We start from the raw sequence: 19,319 nt of genomic DNA, 5'->3' as shown, positions 1-19,319 counted from the left end.
GTTATTAAACTTCATTATGCATTAAACCTATTTCTTCGGCGTTCCATCCTTGTTTGACCTTGAACTTCATTTTCTTTGTATGGATCTATTTGCTCTGTCATTTTATATGTTGCAACTGGTTCTTCGTACTTATGCTCATGTATCTTTTCTGGGATTTTACTTTTAGATTCTTTCCCACCAAACTTAAATAGTTTCATCTTTAATTTCGGTAATCTCGGAAGACGAATCTTAAATGATAATCTTTTGCGTTTCTTTTTTGGTCCAAGTAGATTTATATTTTCTTTATTATTATCTTTCTCTTTGCGGTGAATGAACATCGCAAGTAATCCTCCTAATACAAGTCCTCCAATTAATAGTAATATATATACATAATGGCTTGTCATTAAACTCGTCATGCGTTCAAGTATGACTAACGACTGTACTTCTTTTATATCCCATAGTAAAGCGGCCCATAATGAGAATAATCCCAAAGTAAGTCCATATGTACGAAAACGGAATAAACATGGAATTAACGCGACACATGCAGCAATTTTCGCATTTGCTATGATTGAGCTTGTTGAAATATCCTGATGCCAAATAACTAATAGTAATGTTATAAATGGCGCATACGCTATCCAGCTGCATATACGTGAATACATCTTTTTAGCAAAATAACTACCGAAACTAGTAAAAAATAAAAGCCCTCCAATATATATAGATTGTTCTAGAGGGATTTGCTTTGTAAGTCCTGCAATTGGAAAGAGGACGCTCAGTAGCATTAAGAGCACATCTAATTTCTTCACCATTCCCCATTCCTTTCAAATTTTTTCAATTAATAAAAATCGCTTTTCCATTTGATATAGTTTTTGTATTTCTAAAAAACATATTAATCCTGTCTGCACATAAAGTAAATATGTAAACGAAAAGATACTTGACAAAGGATATCCTTATTTGCATAAAAAAATGACAAATCCTGATCGATATAACGAGCAGGATTTGTTTACTAGTATTTAAAGTAGAATAATTGAATCTTTCTTTTCTACTTTTACTACATCTACATCCAATTCATCATCAAATTCTTTAAATTCTCTTGCATCTATGTCAGTAATATAACTCTTTATTACCTTTTCCATATGTACGGAATATGTCATGTGTACATTCTTTTTCGAAAGCATACTAGAATTACAGCACATGTAATGTATCATTTTAGCGATATAATCCCTTTCTACAGGTTTTACACCTAATGGTAGAATTTCAATTATATATCGCTGAAAAACTTCACTACAATTAAGTGAATATTCACCAGTGCTATAATACATCCCTTTTTGATCTGCATATAAGCCAATTCTATCTAGAGCATCATCACATTCTATTACACCGTAGCTTGGTACATCAAAACCTGTATTTATTCTAACAATATTTAAGTTGGGAACCTTTAATACCTCTGGAACAATATCAGGTAAAATATCTGTATTAATTTCTTTATTTTGTAACTCTTTTATCCAATATTTTCTCAAATTTGCATCTACAATGAAGTAAACTTGTTCATTTTGTTCTTTTGCATATTGTACAATTTCCATTAATGTTTCGAAAACATATTGTTTAAAAAGAGCCCCCATATCATTTCTCTTTGATGGTTGTGATAAAAATGCATTATGTTTATTTATATTTAATAATACGTAATCAATCGTTTGCCACTCTGTATTCCCATATAATTTATATAAAATTTCTTTTCCTTTTATTTTTGAAAGAATAGGTAAGAAATCAAATTTCGATATTCGTTCAATTGATAAATTAACATATGTACAAGGTAAATTTATCTTATTCCAACTACGCTTCAAAAATCCTTTTTGTTCTAATAGACTAAAAACACTATTTACAATTGTTTTACGAGATACACTTTGGCCTATAAATAAATTAATAAATGTTGAAATACGATTTGTTCGTACAAATCCCTCTCTAATGATTTGTTTTGGATCAATTTTTTCGCGTCCATCACAATTTTTCATTGCGATTAATGCTAATGTCGCATCACTGCGCTCACCCGCGGTAGCATAGACAGCTTTCGTAACATCATCTACAAGATTTGTTTTATATTTTTGACAATATTGCATTTTATATGGATTTTGTAACACCTTTTCAATATTGTATCTCACAATCTTTAATAATACTGGAAAATCTGTATTCAATACATAAGAATTTCCACCAATTTTAGTCAAAACAATTTCGCTATCAAGTAATGCTTGTTCTATTTCCAGCGCTATATTTTCAGACCAAACTTCTAATGTTAATGTCTCTAATCCTTTTGGTGCAAATAAAGGAAATAATTCATTTTTGTTATTTGTTGCTACCTTTTTACATTCTGGAAGTATTGTGAAATAAGAGAATTTACGCTGGAATTCTTTAAATAAATACTCTCTTTCCTTTGCTTTTATACCTGGTTCTATTTTAGTACCTTGAACTCTATATATTCTTTCATTGTATGGAAATAACACCCTTTTATTTTCCCCGACAATATAATCTTTCGGATATTGGAGAATATGGTCTAAATCCACCTCTCCACCTATTTGAAAATCATCTTTTAAATTTCTAAATATCTTAATCCATTTCATGCCGGTTGTAGCTTGTTGTATTTTTAGTTTTACAAACCGGATTTTTTTATTATTTGACGCAAACTCTGAGGTAGAAATCAATATCAGGCCTCGTTTCCGTCTTAAAAGTAAAGGAATATCTGGATGATTATATTCTTGATAAAATCTCCGAATCCCTATTGAAATATTTAATAATGGAGCGTTCTCACCACCGCGGGTTATGCATTCGAATCGATATACATAGGAAAAAAAATCTTGTGTTTTTTCATCTTTTATCGGCCCTGACATCGCCTCACAAATATTTTGTGATCTAAGAGGAGAAAAATAGATTTCTTCTGCATTTGTATTTTCTAAATATATAGGACGCTCACAAAAAACATGTGAGATTAAAGCGGGCACCCACTTAGAATACGTTTCATTATCATGTAGTACTGGCAAATTAGAAATCAAATCGGATTGCCATTCATATTTTGGTGGTTCTACTAATCTATTTGGCTTCCAATCATGAATAATCTCATACCAACTTTGAAAAATATAATCGAGCTGCTCTTGTCTAATAGGTTCTTTCGATACAATCCATGGTGTATTTTCATTTAATACGTACGGATTATGCTGTATAAACAATATATCTGAAAACATATCATACAATCTTTCATTCAAACGTTTCAACTTACTCGTTAATAAAAATGTCTTATAATGTATCTCTACGATGTCCAGCCATTCAATAGGAAAGTATATAAATGATACCTTTTCATTTAAAAGGGATTCTACTATATTTTCAAATGTTAACAACCTTAATTTTTTCATAAAATGATTCTTTCCTTTCTTCAGTTGTCTTGATTATCAAAAAGCTAGAACAATAGTTACTTAATCTAATCCATTTAAACCAAGTATTTAAAAGAAAAGTAAAAACTATTTATCTACATAAAACATTATCAAACCGACTCTTTTAAAGATTAAAAGTAATTATCATATACAACACCTCTTTACATTTGTATTTTAATACATTTAAATTATACAATGTATATAATATATTGTACTTATTATTTACAATAACTTTACAAAAAAACAAAAAAGAACACCTTAAATCGGTGCCCTTTTTACAAATATCAACCTTTATGTAATTGAACATATAGATAACAGTAATCCTCCAAATGAAATTGCTCCTAGTAAACCTACTACAACTCCTGTTAAACAAATACAATCAGCAAGACAAATAGAAGACTGCGATAATGGAACAAATGACCTACTTGTACTCGAACCATATTGTTTTATTTTCTCATAATTCACATCTAAAATTAGATGTAAACATGTTACACCATCCTCAATAGTATGTAGAGGTTCTTTTTCTAATTGCTCCAATAATTTACTATCAAAAGCAACTGATAGAGGATACTGCTTATCTAATTTCATATTTTGATAAATTAGTTGCAAACGAGATAATATATTGTTTTTCTTCTTTTCAGATGTTACTGTACATTTCATAGTATTAAATTCATTTAATAACAGTGTCAATTCATCTCTTTTTCCGTATAAATCTTTAGCTATTTTTCTCTTTAGTTTATACGAATGGATAATAGATTTTAGTTCAATCATATTCATACACTTCCTAATTACATATTATTTACCCAATTATTTTATAGATAAACAGTACTTTTTAATCTTATTTAAATTACACTCAAGCATCTTAATTTACTATCGATTAACATTACATTAACCTTACAAAGTTGTAATAAATTCATTAGCTAGAAGAAATCAATCCCTAAACCAGACAGATATTTGATGATAAAAGCATAAGAAAAAGCAATGATTAGATTTTAAACCTAGTCATTGCTTTATCCATGCATCCTAATTTACACCTATATATCCTATTGTTACCATTTCACTTGGATGTTTGAATATATCCATTAACAATGGCTATATTCGTTGTCGGCATATATATAACTAATGTTTTTTAGTCGATAAAGTACAACTTTGGGCAGCACGTCCTCCACCTAATTTATTTGCTCTCACTGAATTTTTTTGGGTCTTACTGCCCGGCAAATAGCGGGATAAATGTAATCAATATTCATATGTTACAATTGTATCAGTAGTACCACTAAAACCATCAAAACAATTAGAGCAACCACCACAGCCGCCACAACCTCCGCAACCCCCGCAACCAAAACAACCGAAGCAACCAATACAACGGAATCCACCACAACGGAATCCGCCACAACGACCTCCACCACAACCACCACAACCGCCACAACGGCCGCAACCGCCACAGCGACGAGCAGTATCCTCAATATAGTAATATGGATATTGGTTTTGCTGGTCCCAATAGACAATATTTCCAGACTGGTAATCATTAAGGCTTAACGCTTGTATTTCTTGTTGAAACTGATTCATTTTCATAACCTCCGTTTATAAAATACAACCTCATTGATGCTTTCCTATATTTCTGTTCGTTACATCTAAGTAGAAATAGCGCTATAAACTAAGTTCAATACGTACACCAACAAAGTATGAATTATCACTAGATGATGCACCTTGTTCATATACCTATTTTTACTATGGGCTCATTTTTATAAATAGAAATTATAAAATATAAATTCTAGCGTCATATCTTCATACTTACTAAGCTCAATTAATTTCTCAATAATTATGATGCCATATCCTATATATTTCCGTCTGCCGCTTAGATTTTTCTGTACTGTAAATGCCTTTCGCTATAACACTTCCAAGTAACCGGTTTCTATGACGGTTAAGAAATTCCTACAAAGAAAAAAGCCCTAATTAGGGCTTTTTATTCTATTTCTCCAGCAAAGCTCTCTATGAAATTTCTAATTGAAAAAAGACACACTTAGATTGATGCGTCTTTTTGTGATGCCTCTTTTGTGAAATCATATAATGCAATTGCGCCTAAAAGAACAAGTATACCTTGAGGAACATCTAGTAAAATAGTTTTCCAAATTTCTGGAATTACCCATTTAATATCTGCTGCTGTTTCAAGATATGTTTGAAAATAGCTGATTGTAAAATTAATTATCCCTAAAAATACAAACAACGATAAACCAAATCGAATTAATTTCTTATTTGTAAACATATAACACCTCTCAAAATTCATTGGATATTCCTGCTTTTGCTTCTTTATATTTCTATATCCCTATATTTGATTTTAACACACAAAGAACTCAAAAAAATACAATATGCAAATTTGCATATTGTATGAACAGCACTTCATGTTAACTTAGAAATTCCTGCAAAGAAAAAACAACTCCGTTACAGCTAACAGCTCGGGTTTCTTTTCTTATTTAACTTCATACCACCAACATTTACGTTCTTTGATTGTAAAATAAATGTGACAGAAGTTTATCCAGTTAATGCGTAGACAATTAAATGAGCTAAATTATCGATATTCTATTTCGCCATATCCGTAGCACTAATGACTTTACGCAAATTTGACAAGAAAAAATATATAGATAGGTATGATCCATACCTATCTATAACATTACTTCTATTCTTTATCCAATTACGTCTTTTACGTCTGTATCCACTGGCCACTTTTCTAATGTATAAGCCATTTCCCAAAATGAATATTCATATTGACTGCTAATAATAAAATGCTGTTTCATACGCTTGCGGTCTGCCTCTGTTACTTTTTCAGCGATAGTATCTAAACGTGTAATTTGTTCTTCAACTAGCGTACGGAACCAATCAGATCCATAAGCAGAAATCCATTCGTTATAAATTGGCTCTTCCGGATGGCACTCTTTTAAGCGTTCGCCAATTTCATAATACAACCAATAGCAAGGTAAAATTGCTGCAATGATATCTCCTAAATGCCCTTCATACGCAGCACGATACATATGTGAAGTATACGCATATGCAGTTGGCGCAGGAATAAAATTATCTTTTTCTTCTTTTGTTATCCCTAGCTTTTTAGCAAAATTCTCATGTAAAGATGACTCTGCCTCATATGTATTTTGAGCATGATGTGCCATACGAGCTGTCGTCTCTAATTCAAGAGCTTTCGCAGCTCCTAAAGTTTGTACTCTAGCAAAATGACTCAAATAATATGAATCTTGAAGCACATAATAGCGAAAACTAGCTAAATCTAACGTTCCTTCACCAAGTTTTTTTACAAAAGGATGGTTAAAACTCGCTTCCCAAATTGAATCTACTTCTTTACGTAATGATTGTGAAAAAGTCATTTAAATCCCTCCAATAATGTATAAAATATAAGTATTTATCCACAATTATTAAAGCTGTAAAATAAAAAAACTTTCTTTACAGGCGTAAAGAAAGTGAAATTGACAGTAATTATTTACTCATTAAATAGCAACGTCTTTCCCACTTCCCTACGCTGGCATTAACCAGATCAGGTACTAAGAGTCTCAAAATCACATTTGATCTCAGCCTATAAAAGGCCCCCCTAGTGGATAAATATTTTGTTTTTATAATGTATTCATCATAGCATACTTCATGAAACTGTCAAAAGAATTCGTTATATAACTATCTTAAAAACCTTCTTCTTTTCTCACTTTTAATGACGTTTCAATAATCATATCTAATAGTTTGCTATAACTAATTCCAGCTGCTTCTGCACTTTTTGGCAATAAACTTGATTGTGTCATCCCTGGTAATGTATTAATTTCCATTACATATGGAATTCCGTCCTTCACCATCATATCAACTCTTGCATAAACACTACATTTTAAGGCTTTATAACAAGCCAGTGACGCTTTATTTACACGTTCATTAATTTCTGCTGGAAGTTCGATAACTTCCTCAACTGTACTAGTATCATCATATTTTGCATTGTAGTCAAAGAACTCGGCTGCATGTCGAATTGAAACTATAGGTAACTGTTTTCCATCCAGAATGGAACATGTAATTTCATCACCTTTTATATACTTCTCAATTACTACTTCAGAATCCCATTCGAATACAGTTTCTAGCATTGAGATCAATTCATTTTTATTGTAAACGATTTTCACTCCGACACTCGATCCGCCAGAGTTTGGTTTTACCACTAATGGAAATCCTAACTTATCTAACTCATCAAGATTTAGATCCTCCATTTTTGTAAGTTCAATCCAATCTGGCGTTTCTACACCTTCATAACGTAAAATCTTTTTCGAAATATTTTTATCCATACATATACTGCTAGATAACATATTACTTCCGCTATAAGGAATCCCTAAACTCTCCAGTGTTCCTTGAACTGTCCCATCTTCTCCGTATTTTCCGTGTAATGCGAGCAATGCAAAGTCAATGTCTTTCGCTTTTTCAATTAAATCCATTTTTTCGTTTAATGTAATTGGAACTATTTCATACTTATTTTTATCTAAATGAGCAATCATTTCATTCCCCGTCATAATTGAAACTTGTTTTTCAGACGATACCCCGCCCATAATAACACCGATTTTCATTTTCTCAACTCCAAATTTCATTTTTTAATGTATCACCAATTATTTTAATTCCCCGAACTATTTCTTCTTCTTTCAAACGCGAAAACCCTAATCGGAAAGTATTTGCTCCTTCTCCATCAGAGTAAAAAACATCTCCAGGTGAAAACGTAACGCCTTTCTCATAACACTTTTGTAAAAGTGTGCGGGCATTCATATACTCTTCTAGCTCTATAAATAAATGAAGTCCACCATCTCCAGTCATTCTTTTGAAAGGAATGTACTGATTACATGCCCCGACAGCTAACTCATATTTTTTCTTATAAACAGATCTTGCCTTTTTTAAATATTTTTCAAAATATCCCTCATGTAAATATTGAAACAGAACAGCTTGATCTAGCGTAGATGTGTGAATCGTTCTTGCTCTTTTTACGCTTTCTAAATAATGAATCAGCTCTTTATCTGCAATAATCCAGCCTACACGTAAACCAGAGAAAAGTACCTTTGAAAAGCTACTAATATAAATCACATTATTGCCAGCTCCAGCAAAAGTTAATAATGGAGCTAAATGTGAACCTGAATAACGTAATTCTTCATTAAATCCATCCTCTATAATAGGAACCTTGTATTTTGAGAATAACCTCATCAATTCCGTTCTTTTCTCTGAACTCGTAACAATACCGGTTGGATTATGATAAGAAGGAATTAAATAAGCAAAATCAAAATCTTTTTCACACAAGCTTTTTTCAACTTCATTCGTATCAATACCATCCTCATCCATATCAATCCCATGAACTTCAAGTCCATGTAAGCGGAACAACTTTAGCGCAGCGTGGTGAGTTGGATTCTCACAAATGACACGCCCGGATTTTTTTGATAAAGAAGAGAGTACAATATCCAATCCTTCTGTAAATCCATTTGTAATTAGAATATCTTTATTCGAAATGTCTACGCCTTTCATTTCCATGTAATGAAGTAAATAATTCATTAACGGTCTATATCCCTTTGCATATCCGTAGTTCAATACGATGTCCCCTTCAATGGACATACGAGTAAGAAAAGCTCTTTTGAAATTTTCAACATCAAATAGCTTCTCATCCGGGGCTATACTATTAAAAACAATCATTCCCTTTTCCCAACGAACACCATGTTTCATTAAATCTAATTCATCCGCTAATGCGGTCACTGTATTAAGTTTATTTTTCCAATCTATTTCAACAGACGAAGTGTTAGATATATCCACCTTCGCAACAAAGTTCCCTTTTCCTTTAACTGCATAAATGAGTCCTTCTTGCTCTAAATCTGCATAAGCAGCGAGTACAGTGTTTCTACTCACACTTAGTAATTCACTTAGTTCCCTTGTTGATGGAATTTTTTGATCCCCGAGCAAATACCCTTTCATAATCATCTTCTTCAAATAATCTTTCAATTGAATATAAACGGGACGATCTTTAACAACTTTAAAATCCTTAAACAATTCCTTACCCCCTGCAATCATTTTTGCATATTTATTTCATTCTCAAAAGGTCCACGACATATGTATTTTTTATAAAGGGCGGTACGGTCTTACAAGTCTTTTCGATATAAGTTAATTACATCTTTTAAAGCTGCAGCTGCAGCGCCTCGTGGATTAGAAGCCCCACCAATTGTAGTAACTTGTCCCATCGTATCTGTAAAGAACGTAATTCCTTTTTCGGTCCCATTTACTTTTGCTAACGGATGATTTTTTTCTATTTCGCACGGTTCAACATTTAAATTCACATTGCCACCCTCATCCTTATATATTGATGCTATTAATTTAATAATTTTATGTTGTTCCTTAGCATTTTGTATTTGCTGTTTTGTAACGTGCTCGATTCCTTTTATATGTATATCAGTAAGTGTTTTCTCTGTTTCCATTAGGCTGTTTGTCAAAAGTAACAATTTACACGCACTATCTGAACCACTTATATCTAATATAGGGTTTGTCTCAGCAATTCCTTTATTTTGCGCTTCTTTCAGTGCTTCTTCAAATGTCATATCTTCCTCATACATTTTCGTAAGAATATAATTAGTTGTTCCATTTAATATTCCTTCTATTTTTTCAATACTGCAACCGGCTAAACTAAATTGTCCGATATCTAGTGTCGGTAGTGCAGCGGCTGTTGCACCGCTATATCGAATTCGTACATTTACGCCTCTTGCTGCTTCATTTATTTCTCTCCAGTTTGTAACGAGTGCACCTTTTGAAATTGCTACTATATCCATCTGTTTCTCAATCGCTTGTTTCATATATTGTTTCCCTGGATTTCCATCTTTAAGATTTGTAACTGTTGATTCTACCAATACAGTACCACTTATGCTAGTTGTTGCACGTTCCTTCGGATGATACTCTAAATATTTTTCAATTGCAGCGGTACCGCCACCATACATCAATAAATGATGAAGAGATAAGCCGTCTTCATTATGTATTGCAATATTTCTCCCTAATACGCCACTTACAACTAATTGAATCCCATATGTTTCATATATATATGAATACTTTTCATTTAATAATTTTATAAACTCTCTGCCTACTGTTCCGTATCCTGATAATACAACTTGAGTTTTCATAATATCCCCCCATATTTTTCTACCAAACCCCTCTTTCAATATAATATAAAGCGCTCTCGAATTCCATCGAGAGCGCTTTATTATTACCTATTTCGGTAAACGTGATAGCTTTTCAGCAATTGTTCTATAAAACTCTTGAATGCTAGAAAAACCTAACGAGTCTGAAACACTTAATCCTACCATGTCGAGATGGTCCCAATTCGCTTTCGTTTCGATATGATTCCATTTTCCAATCTGTAATGACTCATTATTATTTACAGCAACATTAGAAGTTGGTGCAATCATAGAATTTGTATTTACTACACCATCATTTTGCCACCAAGAAGTATCAACTAACGGACGGTTTTCTTCATATCTCGCATAAGAACCTAAGAAAAATGCATTACCCATCAGCACTTTATTCATCGTTATATGAGGTAAATGTAAACCTGTTATAGGTGCTGCTTGTGATGCATGTCCACTATAAGATAAGTAATACACATCCGGTTGTGTCTTTACCCAATTATTTAACTCCTTTGCACCATCTGTACTTAAATCCCATTGACTTATATCTTTTGTATTTTTCCAAAGTGAACTATTTAGAATACGATTACTATATTGGAAAAAGGACTCTCCAGCATTCTTCTTTATACCCCATTGATCCAATTTAAAATCATATAAAGATAAATTATTGTTTCCTCCAAAGCTCGCAGCTGTAATGAGTAAATCTTTAACGAACGGCAGCAGAAGGCTACCATCCGCAAGTGTTGTACCGTTGTGAGGGGTTGCTAATGTTGTAACACTATGAACATATGATTTTCCGCCTTCAAATAGTGGTGATATTTTGGTGTCTGGGTGATTTTTCACATAATTCTTTTCTTCAAAACTACCTTCTTTTAATAGCTGTACTAATGTTCTAATCGTTTGTCCACCCATGCTATGTCCAACTAAATGAACTTTATTTGTTTCACTCCAATTCGGTGCAAAACCACTATAAGTTCTGCCAAAACGATTATGTCCATGTTTCTCAGCATGCGAGGCACCATAGTCTACTGTTCCACCCCTAATTTGCGCATACAATTCACATGCACGATCCCAGTTACTAGAAACAGGTCCAACAGCTGCAGTATGTACCGTATAACCATTTCGTTTCAAATCTTCCTGTATATCATGAACACCACCCCAATATTTTACGCCAAACATTTCTTCTCTACCCCATCCAGCAAATCCATTCACCAATATGATAGGGTAATTATTTTGTTGTCCCTCTTCAGCGTATGATATTTTCGCTGCGAATGAACATAAGGTCACTAATGCGAAAAAACATATTTTTAAAAATAACTTCCCCATACTTTCTCCCCCTAATAAAACGTTTACATTTTTCTTCCGAAAATAACAGAATGTTTTAACAACTTAAACATAATGTAAAGTATTTTATATACGTTGTATATATAGAAAACATATACAAATGTTGATAAATATTAATTCAAGTGAACATTTACTTTTTACAATACAACTTGTAAATCTGTTTATTTGAATTTATAATTAGATATAGTTTCCTCATGTTAAAAAGATTTAAAAACCATAAGAAAACTAATCTCATTGCTTGAAAAGGAGGAAAAAGCATGCAAATCGGATCAAATATTCATACATTATCTCAACCTACTAAAATAACTCCATCTACTCTTGAGCATAATACTATCTCTTCTACTAAACTTGAAAGTAAGAAAGTAAATGATCCTATCAAGTTTGATATTCGTTCATCTGAAAAAGAAATGAAACAGCCTGAGCATAAATTTAATGAATTAGATTTATGGAAGATGTTAAAGGATAAAGGTGTTCCTTTATGGATCATCCTTGAAATGCTACAAAAGGCTCGTAAAGAAAAAGAAGCCCAAAATAATTCAGTTCAAAATTCAAATGCGATTGAGGAAACAAACGAGACTCGATTAAATGAAGTAATGTAAAGCATAATATTTGATTGGTCTACAAACTAAAAAGAGTTCGGGGGTGATAAAGTTTTTATCAACCTCGAACTCTTTTTTTATGATTTTTCTCCAATCGTTACAAACTGGAAAGATACTTTTCCTTCCAAACCTTTAATTAGTTTTTTTACTTTGACATTTTCATTAACCAATGTATTATCTGTCGACATTTTAGGTTTTTCGTCACCTAGAGATTTTTTCAAATGAAGAAGATGCATTTTCATTTCATTTGCCTTTATTTCTTTATACACACTATTTTTTGCTACAATCATATACCATTCCGTTGAATATTTACGATTGTTACCTATCCAAGCATCACTATCGTATGTAACAGGAATCTCTTCCCCTCCTATTTTAATACTTTTCATAGTCTTATCGTCTTCACTTGTAAATAAAAGTGACCCTTCTTTTGAGAATTTCGGTAACGTATCTATAATATAATTGGAGCCATTATCTTGTTTTCGAAAAAGTTTTTCTTTAATCAATGCTTGTGCTGTAGATTCATTTAAAATTAAGACATTTCCATTTCCAACTTCCCCTTTTTTCACAGAAAACACTTCATTTTCTTCCGTAATTTCCTGATAACGATTAATAATTGGTGAAATATTATTTTCATCTCCAATAATTAATACACCGTTTGCCGGAAATGGATTCTCCTTTTTAGAACATGCACTAAAACTTATTAATAGCAGTATCGTAAACATAAAAATAGTTAAAGTTCTTTTCATCTCGTTTCCTTTCATCATACAGTTCATTTTTCCACATACTTTAGTGTAGTCTTACAAGCTAATAAATTCTATTGCTCCATAACCTTATAAAGCTTTTGCAGGTAACGCCAACGGGTTATAAAGAAATATAAAACTTGTATACATATAAATGAAATTAGAATAACGATAGAGCTATTTATGATAGAAAAATTGACTAATTGCTGTAATGCTATATAAGCGACTACAGTATGAATCACTGCAACGACAATTGGTAAAAAGAACATTAATAATAACTGCCTCGTTACAACTTTTTTCAACTCACCTTTACTTAATCCCATTTTCGAAATCATTTTATATTGTTGTTGATCGCGATCCAAATCTGTATATAATCGGAAATAAATAAAACTAGCGGCGAATGTAAAGAAGACGATTCCGACTAAAATACTTACCATAAGTAATAAACCATTCTTTTGCTTTGCTTCCAACAAGTTTAATGTTAAAGCTTCAAAGTAGAAATCTCTGTCCCTAAGATTTTTATCGAATATACTCTTTAATTGATTGGAAATCTCTTTCGTTTTTATCCAATCATCTACAACAAATCCGTAAGTACGATATGGAATTTCTTTATTAACTGGGTCACTAGTAAGAGGTATTCCATCATATACCTGATCTTGAACAGCGATATAAATAGTTCTAGAATCATGTGGTAAAACTAAATTTTCTACAGCTTTTTTCACATGAAATGTCTTTGTCCAGTCACCTTGAATGACTTCTATATTCTTTTTATACTCGCCATTTTTAAATTCTTGTTTTTGTGATACGACCCCAGGAATTAATAAAATTTCATCTTCTTTTTCAATTGTTTCTTTTTGATAGCCTAGTGCTTTAGCAAGATCGTTGTATTCACTTAACTTCATTACATTTACGCCATTTTCTGTGTATATATATGAAGATGAAGCCATTCGATACGGAATATTAGCATCAGAAAGGTGTTTTTTTATAATAGAAAGATTTTTGTTCAATACTTTGTCATTCTCAAAACTTCCATACAAAAATGTATAGGGATTTGTCATCCTTACCAAATCCCTATTTCCAATTGCGGCTGTTGTACCAATTGCTGTAAATGCAACTGCTGAAACAATAGATACTATAAAAAACATCGTTGCATTATCTTTCATACGGTAAATTAATTCAGAAAATGTTAATATATTTGTTCTCTTTAAAAAGAAAGATTCTCTCCTTTTAGCAAGGTACAATATATACACGCTACACTGTGTATATAAAAAGTACGTTCCTATAATTACTAGGAGCACACCTATTCCAAGCGTAATAAAATTGGTACTTGGTATGAAGCGAAATACTGAAAAATATCCATATCCTATACTAATTAAAGAAAGTAGCGATAATAAAACTGAAGATTTCGGTTCAGGTTTTGGCTTTTCCTCTGCTCGAATAAGTTCCACAAGTTCCGTTACTTTTATCATTTTAAATGTAAATAATGAAACAATTAAAAACAAGAAAAGAAATGTGATAACTGTTAATAGTACAGCCCGCACTGGTATATAAAAAGGCAAACCATTATTAATCATTAATACACTTGCACTTATCAATAAGACTAGTTTAGAAAATATGAGTCCAATGAAAATCCCTATACAAATTGAACCAAGTCCAATCAACATATTTTCAATTAATAATAATTTCTTAAGCTGTCTCATTGACATACCTTGCATCATTAAAATGCCAAATTCTTTCTTACGCGTTTTTAAAAACGAACTAACTGAATATAAAATGAAGAAAAATGAAAATACAAAAATCAATCCTTGCGAAACTGAAAATCCCAATGTACCAAATGCACTTATTGTTGCACTTGTCGATTTCAACTCACCTTGTAAATCAGGATGAAATAATAAAAGAGCATACGTAAAGAAAATCATAATAGAAAATGCACTACTTAAAAAATGGGCAGCATATGTACGCTTATTGCGAAAAATATTATTAAATGCGAACTGACGAAAAGTCATGCCTTTTCCCTCCTAACAAAGAAAGGACATCCATAATCTTTTGATAAAAAGTTTGCCTGCTTTCACCACAATAAATTTCGTTATATAGTTGACCATCTTTAATAAAGATTACTCGGCTGCAAAAGCTCGCTGCATACGGATCATGTGTAACTAACATCATCGTTGCTTTTTCTTCTTTATTTAGAGTATCAAGCATCTCCATTACATCATTTGAAGATTTAGAGTCTAAATTCCCTGTTGGTTCATCTGCAAGTAACAATTGCGGCTTATGAACGATCGCACGAGCAATTGCTGTTCTTTGAGCTTGTCCCCCTGATATTTCAAACGTTCTTTTACTCAATATATCTGTAATGTTTAACTTCTCTGCAATCTCTTCCGCTCGTTTGTTCATTTCTTGCACAGAAACACCATCTAAAGTCATCGGCAATACGATGTTTTCTTTTACAGTAAGTGTGCTAAGAAGATTAAATGATTGGAAAACAAATCCTAATTGTTTTCTGCGGAATAACGCTAATTCTTCTGATGATAATTGGAAAGGATTTGTACCATTAATAAATATTTCTCCCGATGATGGAGAATCAATAGTAGATACCATGTTTAATAACGTTGTTTTCCCACTACCTGACGGGCCCATAATTCCTACAAATTCACCTTCTTGAATTGATAAATCAATATCTACTAATGCTTTAAAAGGTACTTTCCCTCTATATACTTTACTAATACTATTTGCCTGCAAAATTTCCATTTATATTCTCCCTTCGTTTCCACTGCTCACTATAGAGTGTAAATGAATTGTCTTACAGCTCATATTGATTCATCTTTCATTTATCTTACACGCTTGTAAGATTTCTAAAAAAACTGATAACAAACCTATTTTCAATCTATAAACAAAGCATATCTATCTTATAATATTTGCATATTGGTTTGAATTACAATGCTATTTTCTAATCTTTATTTTATTAATATAAAAAGACCGATTTTTATCGGTCTTTTTACTTTCAAATATTATATTTTAACTGTTGTGTGTAGTTAAAGCATATTTGAGTTACCCATTAAATACTATTTCACTTGATAATAACCTCTGCAAAAAAATGAGTTCTTCGGTTTCATTGCAATCAAAAACGAATTGTAAATATCTGAGGCGGAAATGAATGTGTTTATCCAACATATAAATAATAAAATTGATTTAATATTTCCTGATACAAAGAACGACATCATGGCAGGTACTACTGATAATACAATAATAGGCAAGCTCATAAAGACCCAAAATCTCGTTTTGGATAAGACTGCATTTGTATTTAGCCAAAAAAAGCTTTTACTAAATGTTAAGCTAATATCCCTTTTTTACTTATTACTAAAATGTGTAAACATTCATGAATGATAAAGATTAAGGTACCTATGCGGGATAAAATGAATATAAAAAGCTTAGAGTTTTAGCTCTAAGCTTTTTTATGATTTCGTATTAATTCCTTTTACTGAACAATATTTTTTATCCATTCAGATTTACTCAATACATAATGATTATATAGTTGATTTGCTATCTTGTGTTCACTCAAATAAGTAAACCCGCATTTTTTAATAACTTTATTTGATGGTACATTGTTAATTAAAGCAATTGCGTTAAGGACAATTAAATTTGTTTCTTTAAACAAATAGTCAATTAAGCCTTTAGTCGCTTTTGTAGCATAGCCATGATTTTGATGTTTATTTGAGATAGCATACATTATCTCTCTGTTTGGTGAAGGGAGTTCTTCTTTCATGCCTGTGCAGCACCATCCAATGCATTCATTTGTAGCTTCCTTAAATATTCCTAGCTTTAACATATGATTATCTATGTTATTCGTAGTTTTCACTGCCTCAAGAAATGCTTTGTTTGCTGGTATTTCATAATTTGCAATCCAATCCATCCTTTGTTCTTTTGTTGATTTCCAGTCTGGTAAAAACTTTTCTATTTCCGGTTGATTTGCTATTTTATAAATACTCTCTGCATCTTTGACCATAAACTCTTGCAAGTATATATCTCCACAATCTATTCTAAATAACTTAGTCAAACTCTCTTCTCCCATATTAATCCCCCTTACTTACGTTATAGCGCCTTAATCTGCTTCGTAAGTTCTATAAATCGTTCATCAAGTTCTTTATATTCTTTGTCGTTAGAAGTTAAAAAGCTTAATTTTCCTAATACTTCTTGTCTCTCTGTTTCTAACTTTAAACGTAGCTCTTCAATATCATCTCTTGTTTTAGTAGGTTCTTCTAGCTGCTTTTGTATCGTATTGTTTGAAAACACGAGTCTTGTGTTAGTTGTTTTCTCCAGAAAATATCGATCGTGAGATACAATTACTAATGTTCCGTTATACTCAGCTAATGTATTTTCAAGTTGTTCACGTGAAGGTAGATCCAAGTGATTCGTCGGTTCGTCTAAAATGAGTACATCTTTTTCATCTAAAATATAAGCCATTAGCTTACATTTTACTCTTTCTCCCATACTCATATGCTCAATCGGCTCTTTCCATTGAGACGCTTGGAATCCTAAATGTTTCATTAAATTTTGGACTTTTCCTCTTTCTTCAAACGTCTCTTTAAAAAATAAATTTTCCGGTGTTTTATCAAGCGGTAAATCAAAAACTTCTTGTGTTAAATAGCCTATGTTTGCAGATGGTGAAATCCATATTTCTCCTTCAGCAGTTTCCGTTCCCATAATCATCTTCAGTAATGTTGTTTTCCCACTACCGTTTGGTCCAACAATCGCAACTTTCTCACCGTGCTGAATTGTAAAATTAACGTTTTCAAATAATACTTTCCCATGAAAGTCTTTTTTTAATTGCTTCACTTCTAAAAAGCGTTTTCCTACTTTTTTGTTCGCTTGAATAGAAAACTCAACTGAATATTCTTCTTTCACACGTTCTACTTTCGTTTTCTCCAGCTCTTTTTCGAGTCGTTTTCGTTTTGACTTCACTTGCGCATCCATTCGCTTCGCTTTTACACGATAGAATTCTTTCACACCTTCTTGTTTTGTAGACTGCGCATGTGCCTTTTGTGACCATGAACTCAATTCTTTTATATGTGTTTCTACTTGTTCTATCTTTTTTTGCTGCTTTTCATATTCACGCTGCTGCGACTTCCTTCTTTGCTCACGTACTTTCATGTAGCTCGTATAATTACCACTATGCTCAATTAATTTTTTGTCCTCAATTGACCATATTTTTGTTGCGACAACATCTAAAAAATATCGGTCATGCGATACAACAATAACAGTACCTTTCATCTTTTTTATTTGTTTAATAAGAAATCCCGTACTGATCTCATCTAAATGATTTGTCGGTTCGTCTAATATTAAGACATTAGGATTTTCGGCAAATCCTTTTGCTAATCGAATTTTCAGCTTTTCACCACCACTTAAAGTATGAAAATCGTTCGTTGGCACGCCCCATTTCGCAAGAAGTTCTGCTTCTTGCGAAATCACATCATTACTAATAAAAGATTCTATTTCTTGCTCAACATATGCGGTTGTCATATTCATTTGCTGCCATTCAACAATCCCTTTTGAAGGCTCAATCTTTCCATTTATTAATTGAAGTAACGTTGATTTACCAGCACCGTTTTTACCAATTAACCCGATAACATCCCCTTGTTTTACTGTCACATTCATTTTCTCTAACAACATATTTTCTTTTATTTCAACATAAACATCATTTAATTTTAATAGTTCTTTCATAATACCGATCCCTTTCATTAAGGGAGAATAAAAAAATCCTCCCAAATAAATTTGGCAGGATTAGTCGTTAAAATATTTACACCCAAATAAGCTATTACGCAACATAAATAGCAATACCGTTGTATGGAAATCGGGCAGACTAATCCTATTTTTTAGAAATTGAAATTTATTGAATTTCAACATTTAAAAATAAGATTAGTTAATCATCGTCCACCCATCATTCCTTCCCCTCATTAGTAACCATATTGTACCATAATAGTACTGTATGAGTAAATGCAATTATTTGTGCTGCTAAAAAAGATTGCTTTCTTTTAAGGTCTATTCATTATTTCTTCACTTCATATCGAACAAGTATCA

The 19,319-nt window shown here is 32.1% G+C and carries 16 protein-coding genes, 1 pseudogene and 1 riboswitch; of the genes and pseudogenes, 1 reads left to right on the top strand and 16 read right to left on the bottom strand.

Annotated features, from left to right (window positions below; genetic code table 11):
* Window positions 1-14: 14 nt before the first annotated feature.
* From C4S65_RS11700 to C4S65_RS11650, 10 genes are all read right to left on the bottom strand, one after another.
* Entirely contained in the window at window positions 15-782 is a 768-nt protein-coding gene (locus C4S65_RS11700; protein ID WP_086406306.1) for a DUF3959 family protein, read from the bottom strand.
* Between the two features lie 207 nt (window positions 783-989).
* On the bottom strand, window positions 990-3,377 hold the full coding sequence (locus tag C4S65_RS11695) for an RNaseH domain-containing protein (protein ID WP_086406209.1): 2,388 nt from the start codon (window positions 3,375-3,377) through the stop codon (window positions 990-992).
* Between the two features lie 309 nt (window positions 3,378-3,686).
* Window positions 3,687-4,172 carry a hypothetical protein gene (locus C4S65_RS11690; RefSeq protein WP_003307057.1) on the bottom strand — a complete coding sequence of 162 codons (486 nt, stop codon included), beginning with the start codon at window positions 4,170-4,172 and terminating at the stop codon, window positions 3,687-3,689.
* Between the two features lie 459 nt (window positions 4,173-4,631).
* A complete protein-coding gene (locus C4S65_RS11685; RefSeq protein ID WP_001071347.1) occupies window positions 4,632-4,961 on the bottom strand; it encodes a heterocycloanthracin/sonorensin family bacteriocin in 330 nt (109 codons plus the stop codon).
* A 454-nt stretch (window positions 4,962-5,415) separates the two neighbouring features.
* The gene (locus C4S65_RS11680; protein ID WP_002082716.1) at window positions 5,416-5,679 is read right to left on the bottom strand and encodes a DUF3937 domain-containing protein; all 264 of its coding nucleotides are present in this window, start codon (window positions 5,677-5,679) and stop codon (window positions 5,416-5,418) included.
* Between the two features lie 397 nt (window positions 5,680-6,076).
* Window positions 6,077-6,766 (bottom strand): thiaminase II, encoded by a 690-nt coding sequence (gene tenA, locus C4S65_RS11670; protein WP_000144522.1) that lies wholly within the window; start codon window positions 6,764-6,766, stop codon window positions 6,077-6,079.
* 127 nt (window positions 6,767-6,893) lie between these two features.
* Window positions 6,894-6,999, bottom strand: a riboswitch (TPP riboswitch).
* Window positions 7,000-7,072: 73 nt separating this feature from the next.
* Window positions 7,073-7,987: a D-alanine--D-alanine ligase gene (locus C4S65_RS11665; protein ID WP_003307060.1), complete on the bottom strand. Its 915-nt coding sequence runs from the start codon at window positions 7,985-7,987 to the stop codon at window positions 7,073-7,075.
* 4 nt (window positions 7,988-7,991) lie between these two features.
* The gene (locus C4S65_RS11660; protein ID WP_103945232.1) at window positions 7,992-9,440 is read right to left on the bottom strand and encodes a PLP-dependent aminotransferase family protein; all 1,449 of its coding nucleotides are present in this window, start codon (window positions 9,438-9,440) and stop codon (window positions 7,992-7,994) included.
* A gap of 89 nt (window positions 9,441-9,529) precedes the next feature.
* Complete coding sequence (locus C4S65_RS11655) at window positions 9,530-10,555, bottom strand: homoserine dehydrogenase (protein WP_061665856.1); 1,026 nt, start codon at window positions 10,553-10,555, stop codon at window positions 9,530-9,532.
* A gap of 87 nt (window positions 10,556-10,642) precedes the next feature.
* The gene (locus C4S65_RS11650) at window positions 10,643-11,884 is read right to left on the bottom strand and encodes a hypothetical protein (RefSeq protein WP_000517055.1); all 1,242 of its coding nucleotides are present in this window, start codon (window positions 11,882-11,884) and stop codon (window positions 10,643-10,645) included.
* Window positions 11,885-12,159: 275 nt separating this feature from the next.
* Between C4S65_RS11650 and C4S65_RS11645 the strand changes: the two genes are divergently transcribed.
* A complete protein-coding gene (locus C4S65_RS11645) occupies window positions 12,160-12,501 on the top strand; it encodes a DUF3914 domain-containing protein (protein WP_001165517.1) in 342 nt (113 codons plus the stop codon).
* Window positions 12,502-12,578: 77 nt separating this feature from the next.
* On the opposite strand, the gene C4S65_RS11640 is transcribed toward C4S65_RS11645, so the two are convergent.
* The 6 genes and pseudogenes from C4S65_RS11640 to abc-f form a co-directional block, all read right to left on the bottom strand.
* Window positions 12,579-13,265, bottom strand: a complete 687-nt coding sequence (locus C4S65_RS11640; RefSeq protein WP_000975416.1) for a lipoprotein BA_5634 family protein — start codon at window positions 13,263-13,265, stop codon at window positions 12,579-12,581.
* 50 nt (window positions 13,266-13,315) lie between these two features.
* Window positions 13,316-15,247 (bottom strand): ABC transporter permease, encoded by a 1,932-nt coding sequence (locus tag C4S65_RS11635; protein WP_086406206.1) that lies wholly within the window; start codon window positions 15,245-15,247, stop codon window positions 13,316-13,318.
* Window positions 15,222-15,992 carry an ABC transporter ATP-binding protein gene (locus C4S65_RS11630; RefSeq protein ID WP_000404446.1) on the bottom strand — a complete coding sequence of 257 codons (771 nt, stop codon included), beginning with the start codon at window positions 15,990-15,992 and terminating at the stop codon, window positions 15,222-15,224. The genes C4S65_RS11635 and C4S65_RS11630 overlap by 26 nt, the downstream gene beginning before the upstream one ends.
* A 314-nt stretch (window positions 15,993-16,306) precedes the next feature.
* A pseudogene (locus C4S65_RS11625) lies at window positions 16,307-16,677 on the bottom strand (DUF3267 domain-containing protein); the annotation flags it as partial.
* A gap of 42 nt (window positions 16,678-16,719) precedes the next feature.
* A complete protein-coding gene (locus tag C4S65_RS11620; RefSeq protein WP_086406205.1) occupies window positions 16,720-17,313 on the bottom strand; it encodes a GNAT family N-acetyltransferase in 594 nt (197 codons plus the stop codon).
* 20 nt (window positions 17,314-17,333) lie between these two features.
* A complete protein-coding gene (gene abc-f / locus C4S65_RS11615) occupies window positions 17,334-18,962 on the bottom strand; it encodes a ribosomal protection-like ABC-F family protein (RefSeq protein ID WP_086406305.1) in 1,629 nt (542 codons plus the stop codon).
* Window positions 18,963-19,319: the final 357 nt, after the last annotated feature.

Origin of the sequence: Bacillus sp. ok061 (genome assembly GCF_900108285.1) — a bacterium.
In the GTDB taxonomy this organism is placed as follows: Bacteria; Bacillota; Bacilli; order Bacillales; family Bacillaceae_G; genus Bacillus_A; species Bacillus_A thuringiensis_S.
The sequence above is the reverse complement of the archived record's forward strand: the minus strand, read 5'-3'. Positions and strand labels throughout refer to the sequence as shown.